The sequence below is a fragment of the Streptomyces sp. NPDC004647 genome (assembly GCF_040609575.1).
Taxonomy (GTDB): domain Bacteria; phylum Actinomycetota; class Actinomycetes; order Streptomycetales; family Streptomycetaceae; genus Streptomyces.
On record NZ_JBEXKU010000009.1, the window covers coordinates 26,327 to 46,632 of the forward strand.

Annotated in this window: 16 protein-coding genes and 5 pseudogenes; 10 read left to right on the forward strand and 11 right to left on the reverse strand. The window is 66.5% G+C overall.

All coding sequences use genetic code 11. The features are described from left to right. Window positions 1–12: 12 nt before the first annotated feature. The 3 genes and pseudogenes from ABZW18_RS05980 to ABZW18_RS05990 all read left to right on the forward strand — a co-directional run bounded on the left by ABZW18_RS05980 (window position 13) and on the right by ABZW18_RS05990 (window position 2,138). Window positions 13–404, forward strand: a pseudogene (locus tag ABZW18_RS05980) (CBS domain-containing protein). A gap of 170 nt (window positions 405–574) precedes the next feature. Further along, a pseudogene (locus tag ABZW18_RS05985) lies at window positions 575–1,109 on the forward strand (TIGR03557 family F420-dependent LLM class oxidoreductase). Window positions 1,110–1,172: 63 nt separating this feature from the next. Continuing rightward, window positions 1,173–2,138, forward strand: a complete 966-nt coding sequence (locus tag ABZW18_RS05990; protein ID WP_356182709.1) for an SDR family NAD(P)-dependent oxidoreductase — start codon at window positions 1,173–1,175, stop codon at window positions 2,136–2,138. Between the two features lie 156 nt (window positions 2,139–2,294). Here the strand turns inward: ABZW18_RS05990 and ABZW18_RS05995 are convergent, their stop codons facing one another. From ABZW18_RS05995 to ABZW18_RS06005, 3 genes and pseudogenes are all read right to left on the reverse strand, one after another. Further along, complete coding sequence (locus ABZW18_RS05995) at window positions 2,295–3,242, reverse strand: SMP-30/gluconolactonase/LRE family protein (RefSeq protein WP_356182897.1); 948 nt, start codon at window positions 3,240–3,242, stop codon at window positions 2,295–2,297. Between the two features lie 44 nt (window positions 3,243–3,286). Beyond that, window positions 3,287–3,634, reverse strand: a complete 348-nt coding sequence (locus ABZW18_RS06000; protein WP_356182711.1) for a hypothetical protein — start codon at window positions 3,632–3,634, stop codon at window positions 3,287–3,289. A gap of 601 nt (window positions 3,635–4,235) precedes the next feature. Continuing rightward, window positions 4,236–4,352 (reverse strand): annotated as a pseudogene (locus ABZW18_RS06005) (AsnC family transcriptional regulator); the annotation flags it as partial. Between the two features lie 265 nt (window positions 4,353–4,617). On the opposite strand from ABZW18_RS06005, the gene ABZW18_RS06010 reads away from it, so the two are divergent. Genes ABZW18_RS06010 through ABZW18_RS06025 form a run of 4 tightly spaced genes read left to right on the forward strand, consistent with a single transcriptional unit; the run spans window position 4,618 to window position 9,681 of the window. Continuing rightward, on the forward strand, window positions 4,618–4,977 hold the full coding sequence (locus tag ABZW18_RS06010) for a DMT family transporter (protein ID WP_356182714.1): 360 nt from the start codon (window positions 4,618–4,620) through the stop codon (window positions 4,975–4,977). A gap of 12 nt (window positions 4,978–4,989) precedes the next feature. Then, the gene (locus ABZW18_RS06015; RefSeq protein ID WP_356182717.1) at window positions 4,990–6,924 is read left to right on the forward strand and encodes a cobalamin-dependent protein; all 1,935 of its coding nucleotides are present in this window, start codon (window positions 4,990–4,992) and stop codon (window positions 6,922–6,924) included. After that, a complete protein-coding gene (locus tag ABZW18_RS06020) occupies window positions 6,911–8,869 on the forward strand; it encodes a non-ribosomal peptide synthetase (RefSeq protein WP_356182720.1) in 1,959 nt (652 codons plus the stop codon). Before ABZW18_RS06015 ends, ABZW18_RS06020 begins: the two co-directional genes overlap by 14 nt. Beyond that, window positions 8,866–9,681 (forward strand): alpha/beta fold hydrolase, encoded by an 816-nt coding sequence (locus tag ABZW18_RS06025; protein ID WP_356182722.1) that lies wholly within the window; start codon window positions 8,866–8,868, stop codon window positions 9,679–9,681. Before ABZW18_RS06020 ends, ABZW18_RS06025 begins: the two co-directional genes overlap by 4 nt. Before the next feature lie 154 nt (window positions 9,682–9,835). Here the strand turns inward: ABZW18_RS06025 and ABZW18_RS06030 are convergent, their stop codons facing one another. Continuing rightward, window positions 9,836–10,981, reverse strand: coding sequence for a cytochrome P450 (locus tag ABZW18_RS06030; protein ID WP_356182724.1), 1,146 nt, complete (start codon window positions 10,979–10,981; stop codon window positions 9,836–9,838). Window positions 10,982–11,143: 162 nt separating this feature from the next. On the opposite strand from ABZW18_RS06030, the gene ABZW18_RS06035 reads away from it, so the two are divergent. Beyond that, window positions 11,144–11,251, forward strand: a complete 108-nt coding sequence (locus tag ABZW18_RS06035) for a hypothetical protein (protein WP_356182899.1) — start codon at window positions 11,144–11,146, stop codon at window positions 11,249–11,251. Window positions 11,252–11,517: 266 nt separating this feature from the next. Here ABZW18_RS06035 and ABZW18_RS06040 read toward each other — a convergent pair whose 3' ends face one another. From ABZW18_RS06040 to ABZW18_RS06070, 7 genes and pseudogenes are all read right to left on the reverse strand, one after another. After that, complete coding sequence (locus tag ABZW18_RS06040) at window positions 11,518–12,150, reverse strand: endonuclease (protein WP_356182725.1); 633 nt, start codon at window positions 12,148–12,150, stop codon at window positions 11,518–11,520. Window positions 12,151–12,409: 259 nt separating this feature from the next. Next, window positions 12,410–12,511: pseudogene (locus ABZW18_RS06045) on the reverse strand (IS3 family transposase); the annotation flags it as partial. A gap of 314 nt (window positions 12,512–12,825) precedes the next feature. Beyond that, complete coding sequence (locus ABZW18_RS06050) at window positions 12,826–13,356, reverse strand: MarR family transcriptional regulator (protein WP_356182728.1); 531 nt, start codon at window positions 13,354–13,356, stop codon at window positions 12,826–12,828. 400 nt (window positions 13,357–13,756) lie between these two features. Continuing rightward, window positions 13,757–14,479, reverse strand: a complete 723-nt coding sequence (locus tag ABZW18_RS06055; RefSeq protein ID WP_356182731.1) for a DUF4142 domain-containing protein — start codon at window positions 14,477–14,479, stop codon at window positions 13,757–13,759. 155 nt (window positions 14,480–14,634) lie between these two features. After that, the gene (locus tag ABZW18_RS06060) at window positions 14,635–14,895 is read right to left on the reverse strand and encodes a hypothetical protein (protein ID WP_356182734.1); all 261 of its coding nucleotides are present in this window, start codon (window positions 14,893–14,895) and stop codon (window positions 14,635–14,637) included. Window positions 14,896–15,746: 851 nt separating this feature from the next. Beyond that, a complete protein-coding gene (locus tag ABZW18_RS06065) occupies window positions 15,747–15,989 on the reverse strand; it encodes a hypothetical protein (protein WP_356182737.1) in 243 nt (80 codons plus the stop codon). Between the two features lie 263 nt (window positions 15,990–16,252). Continuing rightward, window positions 16,253–16,384: pseudogene (locus tag ABZW18_RS06070) on the reverse strand (transcriptional regulator); the annotation flags it as partial. A 1,193-nt stretch (window positions 16,385–17,577) separates the two neighbouring features. Between ABZW18_RS06070 and ABZW18_RS06075 the strand changes: the two are divergent. Next, window positions 17,578–18,186, forward strand: coding sequence for a carbonic anhydrase (locus ABZW18_RS06075; RefSeq protein ID WP_356182739.1), 609 nt, complete (start codon window positions 17,578–17,580; stop codon window positions 18,184–18,186). 50 nt (window positions 18,187–18,236) lie between these two features. Next, the gene (locus tag ABZW18_RS06080; protein WP_356182902.1) at window positions 18,237–19,703 is read left to right on the forward strand and encodes a SulP family inorganic anion transporter; all 1,467 of its coding nucleotides are present in this window, start codon (window positions 18,237–18,239) and stop codon (window positions 19,701–19,703) included. Window positions 19,704–20,306: the final 603 nt, after the last annotated feature.

Consider the following 20,306-nt stretch of genomic DNA (forward strand, 5'->3'; position numbering starts at 1 on the left):
GCGCGAGAAATCATGACCCCCGGTACCGAGTGCATCGGCGCTGAGGAAACCGTCCTCCAGGCCGCCGAGAAAATGACCCAGCTCGGCGTGGGTACGCTGCCGATCTGCGGAACCGACAACAAGCTCGAAGGGATGCTCACCGACCGGGACATCGTGGTGAAGGTCCTCGGCCAGGGGGAGGACCCTGCCCAGACCAAGGCCGGGCAGCTGGCGCAGGGCGAGGCCGTAACCATCGGCGCCGACGACGACGCCGAAGAGATCCTGGCCACCATGACCCAGCAGTCCGCCGCCTGCCCGTCATCGACGGGCACGACCTGGTCGGCATGGTCGCCCAGGCCGACGTCACCCGCGCCCTGCCCGACCCGCAGGTCGGTGACCTCCTCAACGCCCTCTCGACCGACTGACACCCAAGGAAACAACCCGATTAGGGCCTCGGCGCGTATGTGACGTCCCCTTGCTCTCCTCCCACTTTCGTTGCCGGCGGGGAATCCGGCTCGTCGCGACCGGTTTCCTCCCGGGGCCCCTGGTTACTCGAGGTCTCTCGAGGGGATCGGGTGCGATGGAAGGCAGGGGCATGACCAGATTCGGTTACTTCCTGGTGTCCGAGGAATTCGGGCCCGCCGACCTGCTGGAACACGCCCGGATGGCGGAGCAGGCCGGATTCCAGGCATTGTGGATCTCCGACCACTACCACCCGTGGAACGATGCCCAAGGCCACAGCCCCTTCGTCTGGTCGGTCATCGGTGGCCTCTCGCAAGCGGTGTCGCTGCCGGTGGAGACGGCGGTGACCTGTCCCAGCCTGCGCACCCACCCGGCTGTCGTGGCCCAGGCCGCCGCTACCTCGGCCGCGATGTTCGAGGGACGCTTCCGGCTGGGCGTCGGCACCGGCGAGGCACTGAACGAGCACATCTTCGGCGATGCCTGGCCCCGCACCTCGGTGCGGCTGGACAATGACCTGCGGTGACGAAGCCGACCAGCACATCGGGGCGCTGCGGGCCTACGTCGACGCCGGCTTCGACACCGTCTACGTGAGCCAGATCGGCCCCGGGCAGCGCGGATTCTTCGACTTCTACCGCACCAAGGTGCTGCCTCAGCTCACCGGGATGTGACCCCACCGCTCGCCCGCCCGCGCCGCAGCGAACCTTTGCGGCACAGCAGAAGGGAGGCACATGATGTCCGATCTCCGTGGTCTGTCCGGCGTGATCACCGGGGGTTCCCGCGGGCTCGGCCTGCTCCTTGCCAAAGAGCTGGGCCGGCGAGGCTGCGAGGTGACCGTGGCCGCCCGCGATCGGCACGAGCTGGACGAGGCAGAGCAGCTGCTGCGCACCACGTACGGGGTGCAGGTGCACACGGCGGTCTGCGACGTACGCGACCAGGCGGCCGTACGCGCTCTCCTGGCCGAGGTAGCGGCGCGCAGCGGCAGTGTCGACATCGTCGTCGGCAACGCGGGCACCATCCAGGTCGGTCCGGTGGATCCAGTGGGTGCGGAGGAGTTCCGGGAAGCCATGGAGACGATGTTCTTCGGGGCCTTGTACACCTCGCTCGAAGCGCTGCCCTATTTGCGTCGCAGCTGGGTCGGTGGCCGGCTCGCGCTGATCGGATCGATCGGCGGACTGTTCGCCGTTCCCCATCTTCTCCCGTACTCGTGTGCGAAGTCGGCCATCGCGGCGCTGGCAGAAGGCCTGCGTGAGGAACAGAACCGGCACGGCGTCAGCGTCACCGCGGTGCACCCCGGGCTCATGCGCACGGGTTCGCATCTGCACGCACGCTTTGCCGGTGATGCCGACCGGGAGTACGCATGGTTCTCGTCGCTGGCCGGACTCCCCCTGCTGTCGATGGATGCCGAGCGGGCCGCGGAGCGCATCGTGCAGGCCATCGAGCGCCGCCGCCCCCGGCTGGTCCTCACGCCCGCCGCGCGTCTCGGAGCCAAGGCGCACGGCCTCGCACCTGTGCTCGTGACCCGGATGAACTCGGCAGTCGCCCGGCTGCTGCCGGCCGCGGCTGAGGGGACGCCAGGCGGAACGGTGGAGGGTTCCGCGGTCGCCGAAACCGGACACGCGGCCCGGACGCGGCTCGTCGCCCTATGCAGCCGTCTCAACACCCGTGCCGCGGACCGGTTCAACCAGCACGCCGCGTGACGCCTCCGGCTCGCAGGCGCCCGCTGCAGCGGTAGGAGCCCATACGGTGGTCGGGCCCTGGCTGCATGCCGTCGGTATCGCCCGGGGGGGATCCCGCTGGACCTGCGCTCATGGTCAAAAGCCCCGGTCAGGCTCTCGCACCCTACTCGGTGTCCATCAGAACGCAGGGGCGGACGGGAACAGGTCGCAGACGGCAACTCCCCGTTCCACGAGGCTGCCCATGATCAAGCGCTGGTTGTGCTCGCGGACACTCGTGACCATTCGATAGGGAGATTTGCTGCACAGTAGGTCCCGGAGGAGCCGGCCGTCGGGGCTGACCGACAAGACTCTGACGGTGGACCGCGGGCGGGGGCGGAACTTCCTGACGACGGTCCACGCTGCCCATCTGAACACGGGGGAAGCGCGGTGCAACCAATCCACACTCGCCTCGCGCGGTCCGGCCAGGGCAACCCAGAACAGCCCGCCGGGGCTCCGCGAGATGTTGTCGGGAAAGCCCGGCAGGTCGCGGATGAGGGTGTCGTGCCGGCCGGCTTGGGGTCCGGCCAGCCAGAAGCGGCTGAGCCGGTAGGCACCGCTCTCCGCGACGGTCACGAAAGACTCGTCCGCGGCCAGCGCGACTCCGTTGGCGAACTGCAGCCCGCTCAGCAGCACCTCCGGATCACCGCCGGGCCGCAGGCGCAGAAGCTGTCCGGCCCCGGATTGCTCCAGAATGTCACCCAGCCAGTCTTCGAGGCCGTAGCGATGGCTGGAAACGCTGAAGTAGATCGTGCCGTCAGCCGCCGCCGCGACATTGCTGCAGAACCGCAGAGGAGCGCCCTCCACCTCATGGGCGAGCACCCGCACAGCCCCGTCTCCTGGGTCCACTTGCAGCAGGCCGCGCCAGGCGTCGCACACGAGCAACCCACCATCGGCTGTGGTCTCCAGGCCGAGCGGTCTGCCTCCCGTATGCGCGATGACCTCGGAACGATCCAGCTGGCCGGCCTCTGACAGGCTCACACGCAGGATCGTTCCGTCTGCAAGCCCCGCCAGTATCCGGCCCTCCGCATCGACCGCCACATCCTCCGGCCCCTCTGCGCCAATGGCGACCACGCGCAGCTCAGGCAGCGGCTCTGCCGCCACCTTCCCGCGGCGAAGACGCGTCGTAAGACTCACGACGCCTTCCGGGCCTTGGCCGCCCTGATGCACCGCGTCATCTCCTCGGCATAGGGCAGGGCCACGAAGGCACCGATGGCCGGCCCCAGACACGTCAAGTAACGGACCGACAGCGGGTCCTGCTCGGGCAGCAGCTTCCAGTCCTCGGCGTTCCTTCCCCCGCGCACTGCGGCGCGGACCTGGTCCCAGTGCAGACAGGACGTGAACGCCATCGCCGACAGCGGCAGGACCTCCAGGAAACTGTGGATGTGCTGTTCCACCGGCCCTACCTGCCGCTCGTCGGTCGCCAGGCTGACACCCCACAAAGCCGTAGCGCAGCGCCTGTTGGTGTCTTCGACGTCCACCGGGCTACGGGAGACGGAGAGGTCGCGGGGTTGCCGCCAGTGCCGCCAGGCACGCACTACGGGGCTACGGAGAAGAGCCGTGTCGCCTCCAGAGTCAGTCGGCCGAGAGTTCTTCAACCTGGGCCGCACGTGCGCTTCCGCCCTCCGGCTTCCAGGGGGCACCAATGGCGGCGGCTGCACAGACTCCTTACGTCCTTCCCGGCGAGCACCAGTCCGATGAGTACCCCCTCGAATGGAGGCAACACACGCGGTCTTGAGCCACCTGGGCATACGGACTTCCAGGGCGGGGGCCCATGCTGCTCGGCCGACGCCGAGGCAACGGCTCATCTCGTTCGCGGACAACCCCGCGCGACCACAGCCCTCATGGGCAGGCCCTCCTCCCACTGATCTCGGTGGATGGGACGGGGTCGATCAAAGGTCGTGAAACGATCTCGAGAAGGATCGAGGGCGACCTGATGGGAACGCAGTAGGAGGGGGAGGCGCGTTGAGGCCGATACCGGGATGGGCCGTCGACCTGTTCGCCCTGGTCGCCAGAGGCGGTAGCTCGGACAGGCCCAGCCGATGCCCCGCGCAACAGGCGGAGCCGTCACCGGCGGCGGGTGCGCAACCGCTCCAGGCAGGTCGATGGCGCGATCGGCAGCTCCCGGGCAAGGTCACGGTTGGTCCGCCGACCATCTCCCTGCAGAAGCCGTACTAGCAGCGAATTAAGTTCATCCATGAATGCTTTCTATCCTAATCTGCCGAACTAAATTCGCTATCTCAGTCAACATGCCATCCATCCGCTAACCTATCGCTCGATACGCCGGTCATGTTTCGATCAATGATCCACTACTCGTTAACCAAAGGAGGTGACACGTACTCGGTCAACGGGGTCCCAAGCTCGCGGCGATTGGTTCCGTGCTCCTGGCCGCGTTGCTCTGGAGCAGCTCGTACGCGGTCACCAATCGGGTCCTCGCAGACGTTGGGCCGCTGACCATCGGCGGTTGATCCGATTCACCATGGCAGCTGCCGTGCTCTTCGTCATGGTCCGTCTCCGTCCCGGTCGCGTCACGCGGCCAGATGCCCGCCAGCGCCGGATGATCTACCTGAGCGGACTACTGGGCATCACTGCCTACTTCATCCTCGAGAACATTGGCGTCCAACTCTCCACTGCCGCCGACCCATCCATCATCGTGACGACCTATCCGCTGATGACCATGTTTGTGGAACTGCTGATCCTCCGGCACCCCATCTCGCTGCTTCGAACCTGCGCCGTACTTCTAGCCGGCGCCGGAGCGACGCTGGTCGTTCATAACGGTGTCGTCGTAGGCGGCGCCACTCGTCGGGTGCTTCCCACCTCCTGAAAGGCGAGCGAAGTGAAGAATGTCCTGCTCGTTGAACTGTCCGTTTTCGAGCGGATGACACCGCTGGCCTCCGGTTACCTTCAGGCGTATGCCATGACGGATTCGGTGATTCGCAGCGAGTATCGGTTCGAGCGGTATACGGCTGTCGCCAAGACACGCCCGGCCGATATCATCCGGGACCTGGTCGGGTCAGCTGCCGATGTGTACGCGTTCAGCTGCTACGTATGGAACATGGGCCTGGTGAGGTCTGCTGTGGATGCCATCAGGCAAGCAAGGCCGCATGCGCAGATCATCCTTGGCGGCCCTCAGGTGATGTCGCAGGCCCATCGTTACCTCAGTCGGACCGATGAACTGACTGTTATCTGCAACGGAGAAGGTGAGATCACCTTCACGCAGTACCTTCTTGCGCTGACCGACTCCAGTTCGCGACTCCACGAAGTCAATGGTCTCAGCTTCTACCATGACGGCGAATTGGTGACGACCCCGAAACAACCGAGGATCAGCAACCTGGATGACGTTCCCTCGCCATTCCTGACAGGAGTCTTCGACTCCGCTTACAGCGTCGCCATATTGGAGACAAACCGCGGTTGCCCCTACCACTGCGGGTTCTGCTTCTGGGGTGCCGCCACGAATGACCGGGTGCACCGTTTCGACGAGCAGCGGGTCCGTGACGAAATCAAATGGATAGCCAAGAACGAGATACTTTTCCTCTTCATCGCCGACGCGAATTGGGGAATGCTGAGCCGGGATGTTGACATCTCTCAGCACGTCACGAATTGCGCAAGCGACCACGGGGCGCCGAACGTCGTTTACTTCTCTGCGGCGAAAAACAAGCCGCAGGCGGTCACAAAGATCACCAGCATCTTTCAGGACGCAAACCTCATCGCCTCGCAGCCGGTGTCGCTGCAGACCCTTGAGCCGAGCAGCCTTGATCTGATCTCTCGCTCGAACATAAAGCTGAGCGCCTTCGCTACGATCCAAGAAGATCTGCGCGAAAAGCAGATCAGCTCCTACGTTGAACTCATCTGGCCATTGCCAGGGGAAACCCTCGATTCTTTCAAGCGCGGCATTGGCACGCTGTGCGAGAACGAGGCGCAAACAGTGATCGCGTACCCTCACTTGCTCCTCAACAACACCCCCATATTTCATAGTGCAGAAAAAATGGGGATAGTAAGCCGGCCAGCCGGAGGAGGAGCCGCAGAAGCCCAGGTTGTCATTGGCACGAAAGAAGCTTCCGTAGAGGACTTCGTCGAGGGCATGTATTATTTCTACGCCTTCCATGCTCTGCATAATACGCGCAGCCTCCGGACGGTAAGCCGCTACCTGGTGAGGCAGTTGGGGATTGAATACCAGGACATCTTCTTTGCCTTCGCTGAATTCTTGCGCCAGCAAGGAGAAGATGACCCGATCCTCTCGTACATGGAACGCTCCATCCGAGATGCCGATTATTACGATGTAAATAACTACGGCCTCTTCATTCATTCCGTGTTGCACGAGTACAGGGAGGTTTTCGCCGATCATGTGCGCCGCTTCGCGCAGGGCCAGGACTGGTGGGACGACGGCAAGGTGCGAGCCTTGTTCGAGATCGACCTTCTGAACCGTCCCTACATGTACAGCAATACGCCCATGGACGTGCACGCTGAAGGCTTCCAGGCGCTCCGCCTCCTGGACCGCGGTACACGCAGCTATACAGTGCAGGTCCCAACGGAATACATGACGGATCTGACCGACGCGGTCAAGATTCAGACGATGCCGGCGGATGGCATATTCATGGTTGATCACAAGCGGCTGCAATATCCATTCATGCCGAACCAGAGTCGTGACCACAGCGGCTCCTACTGCCATGGAATGATTGAGAAGGTCGGGAACGTCATGCCGTTGTGGCTGCCGGCCTCGCCGGTTAAATCATTTGGCGAGAAAGGACTGAACGTCCATGCCGAAATCTGACATAGGAATCGAGGGGATCGACGCGGCGCCTCCCGCTCCGTCGGATCGTGAGCTCATCATGGCGTCGAGCCAGATGCTTACCGATTATCCCCGGGACAGTTCGCTGAGCGATCTCTTCGCAGAGCACGTCGTACGCTGTCCCGACGCGCCCGCCGTGACATATGGCCCCGTTACGCTGACCTACCAGCAGCTCGACAGGGTGACCAACTCTCTGGCCGCCCAACTGCAGGAACTCGGCGTGCGGCCTGACCGACTGGTCGCGATCCTCGCTGACCGGAACCTCAGCGTCATTGTGGGCATGCTTGCCACCGTCAAGGCTGGCGGTGCCTATCTGGCACTGGATCCGGCCCAGCCGGCCACCCGGTTGCGCACGATCTTGGAAGAATCCAAGCCCGTGGCGCTGCTGACAGAAGCAAGCGAAGATGATCCAAGCGGTCTCGGAATCCCTGTGATCACGGTGGCCGGGCACCTGGGGGACGCTGTGCGAGACGGCGCCACTCATGACGTCCGGATAGACGGGGGCGCCGACCCTGAAGATCTTGCCTATGTGGTGTACACATCGGGATCGTCCGGCACGCCGAAGGGCGTCTGTGTAACGCACCGCAACGTGGTACGGCGCACGCGGAACACTGATTACCTCAAGTTCCAGCCAGGGGACCGGGTGGCGCAGATCTCGAACGCGGCCTTTGATGCCGCCACCATCGAGGTGTGGGGGGCGTTGCTCAACGGGGGAGAACTGGTTGGATTCGACCGCGACACGATTCTCTCGCCGGGTCGGCTGGCAACCGCTCTGCGAGAGCGTCGCATTGACACTACGGTGATGGCGACACCGCTCTTCAATCAGCTTGCGGCGGATGATCCTTCGACGTTTGCGACGATCTCTCAACTTCTGGTTGGCGGTGACGTCATGGGGGTCAGTCAAGCCAACTCCGTCGCGACACTACCAGGTTGCACCCTGATAAACGGTTACGGCCCCGCCGAATGCACGACGCTCGCCACTGCGCACCACGTCACGCCGATGCCCGCGGGCCAGTTGAAAGTGCCGATCGGTCGCCCCATCTCGAACACGACCTGCTACGTGCTCGACGACATGCTGCGGCCTCAGCCGGCCGGGGTGCCTGGCCAGCTCTACATCGGCGGTGATGGCGTAGCGCGCGGTTATCTCGGTCGTCCGGACCTGACGACCGACCGGTTCCTTCCTGACCCCTTCGCGGCAGAACCAGGCAAGAGCATGTACGCGACAGGAGATCTGGTATGCCAGTTGCCGGACGGCTCGCTGGATTTCCTTGGCCGTGCCGACTTCCAAGTCAAGATCCGGGGCTTCCGGGTCGAAATGAATGAAGTCGATGCGACGCTGCTGCAGCATTCTGGGGTCAGGGAGGCGGTGACAGTTGCTGACGCTGACACCCAATCCGGAGATAAAAGACTCGTCAGTTACTACGTGGGGGCAGGCGAAGCATCCCCGGAAACAGGTGACCTTATAGCGTTCCTGCGTGACCGGCTGCCCGACTACATGGTGCCGTCACGGCTGATCTGCCTCCCCGAACTGCCGAAGAACGCCAACATGAAGATCGACAGGGCGCAGCTGCCATCCCCGGCGATCTCATCGTCTCCAGCAGATGATGGCGTCCACCCAGCGGACGCCGACGTGCTCGAGGACGAGATCGCCGTCATCATCGGGCGACTGCTGGACGTGCCGAGCTTCGGTCATGAGGAGAACTTCTTCGAAGGTGGCGGGCAGTCAATGCTCGCGATACGACTGCTGACCCAGGTGGGCAGACGCTTCGGCGTGAACATGACGCTGGCAGAGTTCTTCGAGGACCCGACGGCGCGCGGCATTGCCAGGTACATCCGGCAGCGGACCGAGGTCGCCGCCACGGAAACCTCGGCCTTTGCTGAGCCTGTGCCTGAGCCGACCGCCCAGCCTGGGGAAGGGCGTCCATGACGAGGTCGACCGACGTGTCGTACTTCCCTCCTTGCCGGGCGGAAGCCACTCCTCCGCCGACACTGGACGCGGACGCGATCCAGTTGTTCTGCCTGCCTCATGCAGGGGCAGGCGCGTCGGCCTATCGGGACTGGCCTGTATTGCTGGCCCCGGGCATTGAGGCGATACCCGTGCAGTTGCCGGGACGGGAAAGCCGCCATAGGGAGCCGGCGCTCCATTCGGCTTCAGAGCACGTCGCCGAATTGAAAGGGCCCTTGGCGAGCCGCGCAGGGAGAGACTTCGCCTTGTTCGGGCACAGCATGGGCGCTCTGCTCAGCTATGAACTGGCGCATGTACTGTCCGCGCTCGGCAAGCCTCCGAGACATCTGTTCGTCTCAGGGCTGGGCGCGCCGCATCTGCCGCCTGCGCGGCCGCGGCTGTACGACCTGCCGGACGACGAGCTCCTAGCGGTCATCGCGAAGCTGGAAGGGACTTCACCGGAGGTACTCGCCCAGCCGGAGCTAATGCAGCTACTGCTTCCCTTGTTCCGCGCGGACCTCGAGGTCTGGGAGACGTATATCCCGCACCGGGGTTCGCTGCAGGTGCCGATCACGGCGATGGGCGGTCGCCACGATCCTGGCGTCAGCCTGGACATGCTCAGCGCGTGGGGAAACCTGACGTCAGCCGACTTCCATCTCGCGGTATTCGACGGCGGCCACTTCTACCACCACGCTGCGCCTGGCGATGTGGCCGCGGTCCTCAAGGAGCGGCTACGGGAGTCCAGCCCGGCGCCAGTAGTTGCGGAAGAATACGATCACGATACAAAGGCTTGACGCAACTCCGGCTGATACTCGGCATATCCCGAGTATCAGCCGTCCGCAGGTATTGCGAGCCAGCGACCCTTCAGGTCGGTGACTTCGCGACAGTTGAGCTGAGTTCGTCAGGCTGCGCGGGGCGCCTCCGGCGGCATCCTGGAAGGGGCGCGGGTCAGCGCAGTCGGACGGGGAGGCCCTCCAGCCCGTGGATGAGGCTGGAGGGCCGCCACCGCAGCGACGACTCGGGCACCGCCAGCGTCAGCCCGGGGAACCGGGACAGCAGCATCCCGAACGCGATCTCGCCCTCCAGCCGCGCCAGTGGCGCGCCGAGGCAGTAATGGATCCCGTGCCCGAACCCCACGTGGCCCGACGCGTCCCGGCCCACGTCCAGCCGGTCAGCGTCAGCGAACCGTGACGCATCCCGGTTCGCCGACGACGTCGCGAGCATGACCCATTCTTTCGCGGGAATGATGGCGTCGCCGATGGTCACCGGCTCCAGCGTGAATCGTTCGGTCGCGTGGTTCAGCGGGTTCGCGTACCGCAGCAGCTCCTCGACTGCCGAAGGCAACAGCGAAGGATTGTCTCGCAGCCGCCCCAGCTCGGCCGGATGAGTCAGCAGCGCCAGCACCCCGCTGGCGATCAGGTTCACCATCGTCTCGTGCCCGGCGACGAGCAGCAGGAACATCATCGAGAGCAACTCGTGCTCCGACAGCGAGTCACCCGAGTCGCGGGCCGCGATCAGCGCCGAGAGCAGGTCGTCTGCCGGTGACCGCCGGCGCTCCGCGACCAAGTGCGTGAAATATTCATACATATCGACGGCGGCTGCGCGTGACTCCTCGCGCGTCCCCCGCGAGGACAGCAGCGTCTCCGACCACTCGCGGAACGATTCTCGGTCGCCGACCGGGATGCCGATCAGCTCGCAGATCACGGTCACCGACAGCGGGAACGCGAATACCTCGATCAGGTCTGTCTCGGCGGGGCCGTCCGCCATCGCGTCCAGCAACTCGCCGGTGATGGCCGAGATCCGCGGCCGCAGGGCGGCCACCCGGCGTGGAGTGAACGCCTTCACCACCAGGCGGCGCAGCCGGGTGTGGTCGGGCGGATCGAGGTTGAGCATGTGCTGGTCGAGAAATGCCTGCACGGGGTCCACGTTGATGTCGAAATCTTCGGGCGTCATGTGCGTGACCCAGTCCTTGGCCAGCCGGGGGTCGGCCAGCGCGGCACGCACGTCCTCGTACCGGGTGACGAGCCAAACCCGGACGCCCTCGGGCGTGATGACCGGAGTCACCGGCGCGGACGAGCGCAGCCGCGCGAACAAGCCCTGGGGATCCTGGAAAAATGAATCGCCTAGCCGCTCGGTCGCTGCTGGCGGCTCCCCCCCTATATCCACCATGACGCCAGCCTACTGGGACGGCAGCCGCGTTGTCGCCTGCACCCGACGCTCGCTGCGTGTATCGAGCACGACAGCCCCAGCCGGCTCCTGCACTGTGCTCAACGTGATCGCTGCCGAGAGTGCGGCAACCCGGTCACGTGGTACGACCGCAGCTGTGCGCGGCCCGTCCGCAACCGGCGCTGTTCGCGTCCGTAAGGTTGGCTGCGCGGGCGGGCTTTCCGGCACAGGGACCGTCGGGCGGGCTTGTCGGTGTGCAAGCCGAGAACCGGGATGACGAAGCTGGTCGTCGTTCCTCCACTCGCTGAACGCGTTCTCCGTGACGAGAAGACGACGGGTCGTAACCAGTGCTCACTTTGCACGCGTAACGCCGACGGCCATCCGTGAAACATCTGACGAGTAGGGCACCGACGTGGTGAAGTCCCTTCAATTCTGAGGATGGCTGCGTCGTTCATCGCCTGGGCTCACGCGGCCTTGCGCACCCTCTCGGCGGCCCGACTGTCGAGCGCAACACGTACCAACCCCGCCGCCAGTCGCGGAAGGTCCTCCTGGTCCACCAGCCGCCCCAAAGCCTTGGGCGTTTTGGGCAGGCCGAGACGCTGCGCTCCGTCCAATGCCTTGCCGTCAAGGTACGGCGCGAACTCCGGCCAGACGCCCTGCGCCTCCCGAAGAAAAATGTCGACCCCGGAGGGCCCAATACCGGAGAACTCCCGTAGCAGCTTCTTGGGGTCTCCGGCCTCGCGCAGACGTCGCAGGTCCCCCTTGTACTCCCGTGTCACAAGCTCGGCCACCTCGCCGAGCTGAGTGGCAGTCCGCTCGTCATAGCGGCGATAGCCGCCCTTGCCCAGCGCATCCACGCGCTCTTGCCAGGTGGCCGCTCCCAACCGCCGCGCGTCCCGCATCCCGGCGTCGAAAAGAGCGCGGGCCGTCGCCACGGCGATATCCGCCTTGATCCGGGCGGACAGCAGATGCGAGAGCACCAGAAGCTGGTAAAGGGGCCCGGGGGTGTTCCGAAGTCTGATGCCGGCCTCGGCGGCATACGTCTTGCCCTGCTGCTCCAGCAGGGCACGCACAATGGCTTCGCTCTTCCTGCTCATGGCGCCCTCACCCGCCTCCCTCGGTCCTCCGGAGGCACAAGTAATCCTCCACCCGGCGAGTCCCCCGCAACGGGGCTCATTGCACCTCTTCTCGCACAGTTTGCGGAGTAACCGTAGGGGAACTTGCCGAGTGTGGCCGACAAAGAAAAGGACCGCTTGGAGCAGTACCACTCCAAGCGGCACACAGGCCGAACGCCGGAGCCCACGGGCGGCACGTCGTCCCGGAGTGGTGAGCCCCGCCTTGGGATCCAGAAGCTTGTCTGCGATGCCGGCCCTGCGGTCCGGCGGCCCGCATCAGCCGCGCGACGCGGCGGCGGCCACATCCGGCATCTTTCCGCTTGAGCGCGGCGTGGACGCGCGGGGGGGTCCGTAGGTTCCGCCTGATCTCCCGGGCCGCCTTCTACGCCCGCCGAACCGGCAAGCCCGTTCCCGCGAGGTCCGTGACACTGAGCTGACGGTCAAGACGCATGGCTGGGCCACATCGATCCGCGCTGGACCACCGCGACCGGCGACAGGCAGTAATCAGTCACCGGACCCACCCGCCGAATACGACACTTCAACGTGCGAGCCCACCAGTCCCGAGGGCGTGGTCGGACAGCTGCCCAACCTCAGGCCGCCGCCGTCCGGCGCCCCGCGGCAAGACGTACGCCACGCCGCCGCTGAGCCGGCCTCCGGTCAGGAAGCGGTACGGCCGGCCGGTGGGTCGGCCCATCCGAGCGGGTGCAGGTCGCGCCCCTCGCTCACGGCAGGCTCGCCCCCGGCCTCGGCGAACGCGGTGAGCGCAGCGACCAGTGCCCCGCGTTGATCCGGAGCCATCCGCTCCACGATTGCCGCGATCTCGTCGCGGCGGCGGGCCGTGACCTCCTCGACGAGGCGGAGCCCCGCGGGCGTCAGCCGCAGTACGTTCTCGCGCCGGTTCTCGGGGTTGACTCGCCGGTCCACCAGACCTGCGGCCACCAGCCTGTCGTTCATCCGCATGGCCGTGGACGGGCTGACACCCAGCCGCTCGGCCAGCTCCACCAGCTTGACGGCCCCGTGCGTGGAGAGCACCACCAGCATCCGGACCTGGGGCAGCGTCACCCGGTCCTCGACTCCGGCCAGCGAACGCGCGGACACTGCTACCAGGAGACGCGAGGCGGTCAGCACTGCGCGGGTCACCTCGTCGACGTCGTAGGCCCCGTCCCGGTGCAGCGCGCGCTCATCCATGGCACCTTTCTATCGGGCACAGGCGTGGCAGTGCGACACCGCCTGCCTTGGCGACGGGATACAGCAGGGACGCGTGACCGTGCGGCAGAGGCCTGTGCATGGCGTGTGGAGGAAGGCCCGGTCGGCAGAGGCGTGCGGTGTCGAGCTGCGTCACCGTGCCAGTGCCGCTCCCGGCAGAGGCCATCCGTCGACCGGGCCCTCCACCATCGAATCATTGCACAGTGCAAAAGACCATGACGAGGCGTACGGCACCCGTTTCGCGTTCCCGTGCCGGGGCGGCGGCGAACTGGCCGCCGTACACGGACAGTTCCTCCCGTTCCGTCCCCGGGGGCCGCGGTTCATGGCGGTAGGGCACCCGCCGGCGCTCCGCCCCGGCAGTCATCACCGGGCCTGGGGCAGCCTACTTGGGCTTGACGTCGGCTTCGACTTCCTCGAACGTTTTGCTCTCCACCAGCCCGGTGTCCTCCAGGACCTCCATGTGGTCCAGGACCGTCTGGTTGGCCTGGCGCGCGTGGCGACGGATGAGGTCGTTCTGGGTGGCCGCCCGCACCTCGCCGATCGTGGCGAAGATCTTTCCGTGCGAGGCGCGCAACACATTGGCGAAGAGACGGTCGAACTCGGCCCCTCGGGCATTGTCCAACTGATCGACCCAGCCCTGCTGCTCGGCCGTGGCCTTGTCCGGCAGCTGGACGCCGAGCATCTTGGCGTCTTCACGGACGAGTTGGTCGAGCTTGCTGTGACCGTCGATCAGATGGTCACCGGCGCGCCTGACCGCCTCACTGGAGGCGTGGGTCTGCGCCAGTCGACCAGCCGGTATCTCCCACAGGCCGGCCTGCCGCACCTTGACCAGGAAAACCTTGTCCACCTCGGTGGTTCCCTGAAGCCCCGACTGCGATCGCTGTACCGCCGAGGGGGACAGATCCGCTGTGCTGGAGCCGCCGGACTGATGGCCCCCGTGCTGTGAGAGCCCGCCTGCGGGCGCCGGCTCCGCGGACGCTTCGCTGTCTCCGCTCTGCAGAGAGATCAGTACGGGAATGAGCGCGAGCGCGGCGACGATCGCAGCGATCACCACCCACGGACGCGACTTCAACTGCGGCCGCACTGCACGTCGATTGGGACGCATTGTGGCTCCTCTTCGGCACTGGTGCTGTTCCTACATGGCGTCGGGATAGTGCGGCTGGCACGGCGCGCACTGTGCAGTACGGAAACGGGGGCGGTGGTGTTCAACCGGACCCCGGGCCGAGATGGGCCACCCTTGACAACAGCTTGGCAACAGCTTTACCCGGCGGGGTGGCTCGGTCGAGACAGCGGGCACCCCACGAACTTTCCGCGCTCCCAGGCCGGTGCCTTGCCGGCCTGGGACTTCTTCGAAACGGTCGCCCTGTCCGGGTTCGGATGTACGTGCTTGCCGTCATCGAGCACGCCGGCCGACGGATCCGGGTCCTGGGTGCCACCGCGCACCCGGCCTCCTCGTGGGTGGCGCAGGCTGCGAAGAACCTCGTCATGGAACTTGAGGACGCGGGCTGCTGCAGAGCGCATTACAGGGTCATGGACCGTGACGGGAAGGTCCCCGGCCCGTTCGATGCCATCCCGGTGGATGCGGGGATTGAAGTCGTACTCAGCGGCGTTCAGATGCCGAGAATGAACCCAATCATGGAACGGTGGGTGCAGACCTGCGACGGGAGCTCCTGGACCGTACCTTGATCTGGAACCACCGGCATCTGCTCCACGTCCCGGACCCGTCCATCCCTGCTCACACCGTCAGGTTACCCATCCGGGTGCGCGCCGCTGTGACCTGTCGCAGGCTGGGTGTATGGACGGAAATCCTCCTGTGATTGTGCATCCGCCACTCAACGGGCACCGCCGCGTGACGATCAAGGGTCAGACGGTTGGCATCGCACGGGGGCTCACGGATTTGCTGGAGTTTCTCCGTCGAGGAGGCATGGCCGAGAACGATGTGGCACTCGACGATCCCACGTTCATCGAGTGGCGAGGGGGCGGCCCGGAGGACTGGCCGGAGCCGTAGCGACCGGAGGTTGTCCACAGGCCCCGCGGGGTTGGATCACATCCCCTTACCGTGACCCTCCTGTGGATCACAAGGGGGCGTTATGCACAGGCTTCGAGGAGCTGGCGAATCGAGGTGACGGCTGAGCTGCTGAGCTGTCATCTACGGCTGCTGCGTACCTGCCGACGATACGGCAAGGCCTTCCCCTGTCGACAATTCCATGATCGCCATACAGTCCCTCGCTTGGACGTCTCGCCGCGGTAGAGGGGCTGCATGCCGTGCGCAACAACGTGATCCGTTCGATGGTTCTGCCGGCAGCTTGCTGCTGGGCCGGAGATCGGAGTGGAACGAGCGGGGCCGCATCCGGCTGTCCTGACCGATGGCTTTACTTCAGTCTCTTCTTGCCGGTGATCAGTTTGGTGACGTATTTCTCGCCGTCGGCGAACGCGAGGTCGTGGGTGTAGTTCTCGGAGACGTACTGGCGCCGTCCGGTCTTCGTGTCGGTGACCACCACGCGGAACCCGAGGGCGCTGCAGCCACGCCGGAAAGGGACCCCGACGCCCATCAGACCCTCTGCGATCTCGATGGCGAAACGTTCGCGGCTGACGGCGCCGTCTATCGGGGGCACTGGACGGCGGCCGGATCCTATACAGAACGGTCCGATTCGGATTCTGCGGCGCATAATGCCTCCCCGCGGGTACCAGGGAAGTTTACGCCTGATCGGGCCCAGGGAGTGCATGCTGACCTGGGCCGTAACACAACGCGACCAAGGGTTCGAGACTCCCTTCCGGATCATCCGCCGATCGGCCACAAGCGAGCCAGCGCCGACGCGCCCGGTCGGATTTCGCCAGGGGATAAAGCAGGAGCACGACATGGGGGTGGTCGCCTCCCCCCGGCGAGCTGGGCGAGTTCCTCACAGCGAAGGCCGGGCACCCGGCGGCGTCCCCCGTACGTGGGAACCCCGGCGTCCTCGGGCCGCAGCCGCGCCCGCCTCGACCCGCAGGAACTCGCCAGGGTCCGCACTGTCGAATGCCTGCCCTCGTCGGCTGACTTCGGCGGCGTGGGTCGCCCAGGCGCCCGCGGAGGGAAGCTGCCAGGCGAGGGCGACGTCGGTGTGGATACCCAGAGTGCGGGCGAGGACCGGGGCGGTGATCTCGGTGGCGAACCAGAAGGGCGCGGTGCTGCGGGCCGCACCGCGCGGGGCGCGCCAGGTTGCTGATGAAAATTGTTTTCATATAACTTGCGGTGTGGGCGCGGTGAGTGGGTGTGGATCGGGAACCGCCGGTGGCCGGCACGTGCCGGGCGTGGCGGGCGGCCGACCCGGTGGTCCTGTCGGCTCGGTGACATCCACGGTGGCGCTCCGGCGGCCGGGAACCGACGGCAGGAGCAGACAAGTTGGCGTTGAGGCGGACCAGCCACAGCCAGGAACGGCGTCCCGGAGAGATCTCCGGTGGCCAGAAACAGGATATTCATCTTGCTGACGTGGGACGTTGAGCGGCGCACTATACGGTGATCTTGCTGAGTAGGAGCGGTGGGAGTCCTTGCTGGTTGGGGTCCCGCCGTACGGTTGTCGACCTCAGACGGGGGCAGAGCAGTGGGGCGGAACAGGACGGTCCGAGGCGTGCTGGCGGCGATGGCCGCCGCCATGCTGGCCATCCTGTTGTTGGCCCCTGCCACCTCCGCAGCGGAACGGCCCCCGCAAAACTCCATCTCCTCCACGGAATTGACGCACCTGTGCGACGACGCCTCTCACTCGGATGAGACGCCCGGCCACATCTGGACCCGCAACTGCCAAGCCGCCACGCAGTTCCCCCGAGAGAAGGCGCGGAACGGGACCGTGTCACCGGACATGGTGACTGGCTCGGTCGCAGGCACAGGAGCGAAGGGGCCGGACTGTCCTTCACACGGCCGGCGCAGAGAGCACAGTGTCGTGCTGCCCGCGGTGCTCCAGGTCTTCCGCTGCTGATCGGACCGCCGAGCGAGCCGGCGTCCCCGTCACTCCCGGCGGCCTAGCGCCCTGATCCACCTGTGCGCAGACCCCGTCCCCGATGCCGTGTGCCCTGAGCACGAGGCGCGGTGCGTCAGTGAACCGCACCGGCTGCGATAGCTCATGCCCCTCCCAACTCCCGTCTGCCCTCCCAACTCCCCGTCTGCCTTTCCCACTCCCACCACTCACCGATGCGCACTCGTTCGCGCCGGCGCAGGAGGCAACCGACATGAAAGCCCTGATCGACCATGCCCGCTCCTTCCACCAACACGCCGCACAGCGCGAGCAGTTGGCGCCACTTGCGACCGGCCAGTCGCCGGAGGCCCTGTTCATCACCTGCTCCGACTCGCGGGTCGTACCCTCGCTGTTCACCGGCGCTCGCCCCGGGGAGCTCTTCGAGTTGCGCACCGCGGGCAACATCGTCCCCGACCACCGGTCCGAGCAGCCAACCAGTGAGGCGGCCACCATCGAGTACGCGGTGGAGGTGCTCGGCGTCGCCGACGTCGTCGTGTGCGGGCACTCCCACTGCGGTGCCGTGGGTGCGCTGGTGCGCGGCGAGGACCTGACGGCCGTCCCCGCCGTGTCCGGCTGGCTAAAGCACGCCGCGGGGCAACCGACCGCCTTCAAGGGCTCGCAGGGCGCCGATGCCCTGGGGCCCGACATCGCCGAGGCCGTCCAGGTTCACGTTCTGGTCCAACTCGACCGTCTGCGCGCCTATCCCTGCATAGCCCGGCGGCTGGAGGAGGGGCGGCTGCGCCTGCACGGCTGGTTCTACGAGGTCCACACCGGCGCCGTGCTGGCGCACCGGCAGCCCTCCGATGCCTTCGTACCGCTATGAGCGGCCACGTTCCCATCCCGAGCACACCACCACCGCACCGCGAGGACCACATGCACCTCTCTGCCCTCACTCTGCGACGTGACGTCGCCGCGTCCCTTGTCGTCTTCCTCGTCGCCCTGCCGCTGTGCGTGGGCGTGGCGGTCGCCTCGGGCGTTCCGGCCGAAGCAGGTCTGATCACCGGCATCGTCGGCGGAATCGTCACCGGGCTGCTCCCCGGCAGCCACCTCCAAGTCAGCGGTCCGGCGGCCGGTTTGACCGTGCTCGTCTACGAAGCTGTCGAGGCGTACGGGCTGGCCGCTCTGGGCGTCATCGTCCTGGCCGCGGGACTGCTCCAGCTTCTGCTGGGCGCACTCGGATGCGGACGGTGGTTCCGGGCCATCTCCGTCTCCGTCGTGGAGGGCATGCTCGCCGGCATCGGGCTCGTCATCATCGCCGGCCAGTTGTACTCCATGGCCGATGTCTCCGCGCCCAAGAGCGGCATCGACAAGATCGCGGGCATGCCCGGTCTCGTCGCCGACATCGTGGGCTCGACGCAAGCGCTGTCGGCGTTCGCCATCGGGGCCGGGGTCATCGTGGTGATGCTGCTGTGGCAGCGTATGCCCGCGAAGGTCCGGGTGGTCCCGGGCGCGCTCGCCGCGGTCCTGCTGGCCACCGCCGCGACCGCTCTGGCGGATCTGCCGGTGGCCAAGGTCGAGGTACGGGGCCTGCTCCAGTCACTCAACCTCCCCGGTGCGGGCGACTTCGGGCAGCTGGCCCAGTTCGGCGTCGTCGGCACGGTGCTCGCGTTCACGCTGATCGCCTCCGCGGAGAGCCTGTTCAGCGCGGCGGCGGTGGACCGGCTGCACGACGGTCCGCGCACCGACTACGACAAGGAGCTGATGGCCCAGGGCGCGGGCAACGCCCTATGCGGTGCGCTCGGCGCCCTTCCCATGACGGCGGTCATCGTCCGCAGCTCGGCCAACGTCCAGGCCGGGGCCAAGACCAGGGCCTCGCGAGTGCTGCACGGGGTATGGCTGCTGCTGTTCGCCGCCCTGCTGCCCTCCGTCCTCGGCGTCATACCGATCGCGGCACTCGCCGGCGTCCTGGTGCACGCGGGCTGGAAGCTCCTGCCGCTGGGGCACCTGCCCGCGATGTGGCGAGAGCACCGCGGGGAGGCGGTGATCCTGGTGATCACGGCCGTGGCGATCGTGGCGGTGAACATGTTCGAGGGCGTCCTCATCGGCCTGGCCCTCTCGGTCGTCAAAACGGCCTGGGAGACCTCGCACATCCACCTGTCCGTCGCCAACGCCGGCACCGGCCCGATCCGGGTGGCGCTCACCGGCAACGCGACGTTCCTGCGCCTGCCGAAGATGCTCGACACGCTGGAGGCACTGCCGAAGGACCGGCCCATCGAACTCGACCTGTCCGGGCTGCGCCACCTCGACCACGCCTGCAGCACGGCGCTGACCACCTGGGCGGAACGCCACAACGACCAGGGCACCGAGCCGGTGCGAATATCCGCGGCCGCAGCGATCTGAGAACCTGACGCCGGACCATGGCCGAGCCCGTGGTGTCGCTTCCACGTCCTCAAGCGCGGAAGCGACACCCGGGGCCGGCTCGTCCCCCTGGCCGCGAGAACTCATCGAGATGAAGGCGTAGGCCTCCAGCACCGTTTCCGTCGTTCACCGGCGTAGCCAGCCTTGTCTCGGAAAGCTGCCGACGACCTGACCCGCACCAGGCCGGTCAGTTCACGGCCTCCAGCGCCGACCCCGCAAAGACGGGCTCATCATCGATATTCGCTGTGCCGCCGCCCTGGGGCCGTCCCTTGTCCGGGGCGACAACGGAAGGCGGGCTGCCGCCTCGACGCCGGTCGGCCGCCGGGAGCGGTGGGGGTGGCGTCCCGGGCCGGTCCGGGGATGCGACGACCGTCCCTGACCGCTGTCCTCCAGGCCTGCCATGTCTCCTCGCCGCGTTCATCGTGCCGCACGACGCCGCGCCGTACGGTCGGGCTCCGGCCACGCCCTACAAGTCGGCTCATTCGGTGCGTCTGCGCCACCTCGGGGTCCACGCCTCATCCGGCCATCGCGCCGTCGACTCGTGGCCGCGCCGACGTGGGCCACATGTGCCGGGCGCTAGCTACG